General features: G+C 58.0%; 4 protein-coding genes. All 4 read right to left on the minus strand.

What is annotated here, in order from left to right; genetic code table 11:
* On the minus strand, positions 1-770 hold a 770-nt coding region (locus tag RUE5091_RS22390; RefSeq protein WP_058284163.1), incomplete at its 3' end, for an ABC transporter permease.
* Positions 767-1,657 carry an ABC transporter permease subunit gene (locus RUE5091_RS22395; RefSeq protein ID WP_058284164.1) on the minus strand — a complete coding sequence of 297 codons (891 nt, stop codon included), beginning with the start codon at positions 1,655-1,657 and terminating at the stop codon, positions 767-769. The genes RUE5091_RS22395 and RUE5091_RS22390, both read right to left, overlap by 4 nt.
* Positions 1,657-2,784 carry an ABC transporter ATP-binding protein gene (locus tag RUE5091_RS22400; protein ID WP_058284165.1) on the minus strand — a complete coding sequence of 376 codons (1,128 nt, stop codon included), beginning with the start codon at positions 2,782-2,784 and terminating at the stop codon, positions 1,657-1,659. The genes RUE5091_RS22395 and RUE5091_RS22400 overlap by 1 nt, the downstream gene beginning before the upstream one ends.
* 70 nt (positions 2,785-2,854) lie before the next feature.
* Positions 2,855-3,890: polyamine ABC transporter substrate-binding protein (locus RUE5091_RS22405; RefSeq protein ID WP_058284166.1), on the minus strand; the 1,036-nt coding region annotated here is incomplete at its 5' end.

Consider the following 3,890-nt stretch of genomic DNA (forward strand, 5'->3'; position numbering starts at 1 on the left):
GCCCGTTTTGTGACCAGCGACGCGGTGATGACACCGACCGTGACGATCGCGATCATGATCGTGGACAATGCGTTGATCTCGGGGCTGACACCCAAACGCACGGCGGAAAAGATCTTGATCGGCAGTGTTGTGGCGGACGGTCCCGATGTGAACGACGCAATCACCAGATCATCCAGCGACAGGGTGAAGGCCAGCAACCAGCCCGAGATCACGGCAGGCGCGATGATCGGCAAGGTCACCAGCCGGAACGCCTGCGCCGGTGAACAGCCCAGATCCAGCGCAGCCTCTTCCAGCGACTGGTCAAACGTCACCAGACGCGAGGAGACGACGACCGAGACGAAGCACATCGAAAAGGTCGTATGCGCCAGCACGATGGTCAGGATGCCTCGGTCCAGCCCGATACCGATGAACAACAGCAACAGCGACAGGCCGGTGATCACTTCGGGCATGACCAGCGGCGCGTAGATCATGCCGGAGAACAGCGTACGGCCAAAGAACCGCCCGCCGCGCACCAGCACATAGGCCGCAGCCGTGCCCAGAATGGTAGCCAGCGTCGAGGAGAACACCGCGACACGCACGGTCACCCAGGCAGCGTCCAGAAACGCTTCGTTCTGCACCACCGATGCGTACCATTTGGTCGAGAACCCGGCCCAAACCGTGACCAGTTTGCTTTCATTGAAGCTGAAGATGATCAGGATGATCATCGGGATATAGAGGAACGCAAAGCCCAGCGTCAAAGAGACCGTGTTAAACCAGCTCATTCTGTTCATTGCTCGGCCTCCGCCTGTTTCTGCTGATTGCGCTGGAACAGCACGATCGGGATCACAAGGATCAGCAGCAGAACCACCGCCACGGCGCTGGCCACCGGCCAGTCGCGGTTCGAGAAGAACTCCTCCCACAACACCTTACCGATCATCAGCGTGCCCGAGCCGCCCAGCAGCGAGGGGATCACGAACTCGCCAATTACCGGGATCATGACCAGGAAACAGCCTGCAATGATGCCCGGGCGCGACAGCGGGATGGTCACCAGCCAAAAGGCGTGCATCCGGGAACAGCCCAGATCCTCGGCCGCTTCGATCAGGGATTCATCCATCCGCTCCAGTGCAGAATAGATCGGCAGGATCATGAAGGGCAGATAGGTGTAGACGATGCCGATATAAACGGCCGTATTTGTGTTAAGGATCGTCAGTGGGGTCGAGATGATGCCCAACCACAGCAGCAACTGGTTCAGATAACCTTCATTCGACAAAATCCCCATCCATGCATAAACGCGGATCAGGAATGAGGTCCAGAACGGCAGGATCACCAGCATCATCAGCGTCGGACGCCATTCGACCGGCGCGCGCGCCATGCCATATGCAATCGGGTAACCCACCAACAGTGTAAAAAAGGTCGAGATCACCGCGATCTTGACGCTGGAGAGATAGGCTTTCCAGTACAGGTCATCCTCGGTCAGCCAGATGAAGTTTTCAAAATCCAGCGCACTGAAGAAGTCCTTGATCCCGGCCCAGCCCTGCGACAGGTCCAGCGTGGGGGTATAAGGCGGGATGGCCAGTTCGATATCCGACAGCGAGATCTTCAGAACGATGAAGAACGGCACCAGAAACAGGGCCAGCAGCCAGACATAGGGAACGGCGATCAAAAACGCGCGGCGCATCAGCTGGCCAGCAGAACCGCGGCCGTGGCTGTCCAGGACAGCCAGACCGGGTCTTCCCATGTAAACGACCGACGCGAGATACGGCGTGTGTTGGCCGTCTGCGCCTTGATGATCGTGCCGTTGGGCAACTCGACATAATAGGTGGACAGGTTGCCCAGATAGGCAATGTCATGCACCTTGCCCTGTACCGCGTTGATCGCGTCCGCCGGGCGGTCGGCCGAGATCGTCACCTTCTCGGGCCGGATGGCCAAATGGCAGGATTGCCCGTTCGAAAGCCCGTTGGCCGAGGTTGCCGTCAGCGGTGCCTGCCCCTCGGCCCAGTCGATCTGATAGGAGTCGTCCCCATTCGCCGAAGCGCGGCCTTCGAGGATGTTCACATCACCGATGAAGTCGGCCACGTAGACCGAGTTCGGGTATTCGTAAATCTTGTCCGGCGTCGCCACCTGCATCAGCTTGCCCTGATCCATCACGGCGACGCGGCTGGCGACGGTCATGGCCTCTTCCTGATCGTGGGTCACGATCACAAAGGTGGTGCCGGTCTTTTCCTGAATATCCATCAGCTCAAACTGCGTGTCCTGCCGCAGTTTCTTGTCCAGCGCGCCCAGCGGTTCGTCCAGCAACAACAGCTTTGGCGCCTTGGCCAGCGACCGCGCCAACGCCACCCGCTGCCGTTGCCCACCCGAGATCTGATGCGGCTTCCGGCGGGCGAATTGTTCCAGCCGGGTCAGGCGCAGCATCTCTTCGACGCGCTCTTCCAGATCAGATTTGGGCATGTTGTCCCGGCGCAGGCCGAACGCAATGTTTTCCCAGATGCTGAGATGCGGGAACAGCGCGTAGGACTGGAACATCATGTTCACCGCGCGCTTATTTGGCGGGATCGGATCGATGTCCTGACCGCCCAGCATGATGTGCCCCTCGGTCGGGGTTTCGAACCCCGCCAACATCCGCATCATGGTGGTCTTGCCGCACCCCGAAGGCCCCAGCAAAGCAAAGAACTCTTTTTCGAAGATATCCAGAGACAGGTTGTCGATGGCCGTGAATTCACCAAACCGTTTGGTGACATTCCGGAACTGGATCAAAGGTTTCGCCTGTGGGTCATCCCACGGCGCAAAGACGTCAGTGTTCAAAACGGCCCCCGTTCGACAATCTGGAAAAAAGGAGCAAGGCGGCCAAGCCGCCTTGCGCAGATGTACCGGATCAGGTGCCGGACTTGATCTTGGTCCACATACGCGTCACGACGCGCTGCGTTTTTGCCGGGTAAGGCGTCGTGATATACAGGTTCTGCATGGTTGCATCATCCGGGTAAATCGCCGGATCCCCGATCACATCTTCCGCAAGGAACTCTTGCGAGGCCTTGTTCCCGTTGGCGTAGTAGACATAGTTCGACGCGGTCGCCATGTTGTTGGCGTCCATGATGAAATCAAGGAACTTATGCGCGCCCTCCGGGTTCGGAGCGTCCGTCGGGATCGCCATCTGATCGAACCACATCAGCGAGCCTTCAGCAAACGGGTGGTATTCGATTTCAACGCCGTTGTCGGCCTCAGCCGCGCGGTCCCGTGCCTGCAGAATGTCGCCCGACCAACCCACTGCCACGCAGATATCGCCATTGGCCAGCGCGTTGATATATTCCGAGCTGTGGAACTTCTGGATATGCGGACGGACGCTGGTCAGAACCTCCTCGGCCTTCTTGATGACATCCGGATCATGGCTGTCAGGGTCTTCCCCAATATACTGCAAGGTCATTGGGATCATTTCAGCAGGCGCGTCCAGGAAATGCACACCACACGAGGCCAGCTTTTCCATGTTCTCAGGCTTCAGGACCAAGTCCATGCTGTTCAGGGCAACGTCATCACCCAAGGCTTCCCTCACCTTGGCGACATTCACGCCAATACCGGTGGTTCCCCACATGTAGTTGATCGAATAGGCATTGTTCGGATCATACCCTGCGGTGCGTTCCTGAATGACATCCCACAGGTTGCCAGAGTTCGCCAATTTGGCCGCATCCAGCTCCTGAAACGCGCCAGCCTGAATTTGACGTTGAAGAAAAGTGCCAGAGGGCACAACCACATCATAGCCCGATCCACCGGCCAGCATCTTGGTTTCCAGAACCTCGTTGCTGTCAAACACGTCATAGATCAGCGTCAGACCCGTCTCTTCCTCAAACTTCTGCAACAAGTCCTCGTCAATATAGTCAGACCAGTTGTATACACGCACCTCTTCGGCAAAAGCCGCC

Origin of the sequence: Ruegeria denitrificans, from assembly GCF_001458295.1 — a bacterium.
In the GTDB taxonomy this organism is placed as follows: Bacteria; Pseudomonadota; Alphaproteobacteria; order Rhodobacterales; family Rhodobacteraceae; genus Ruegeria; species Ruegeria denitrificans.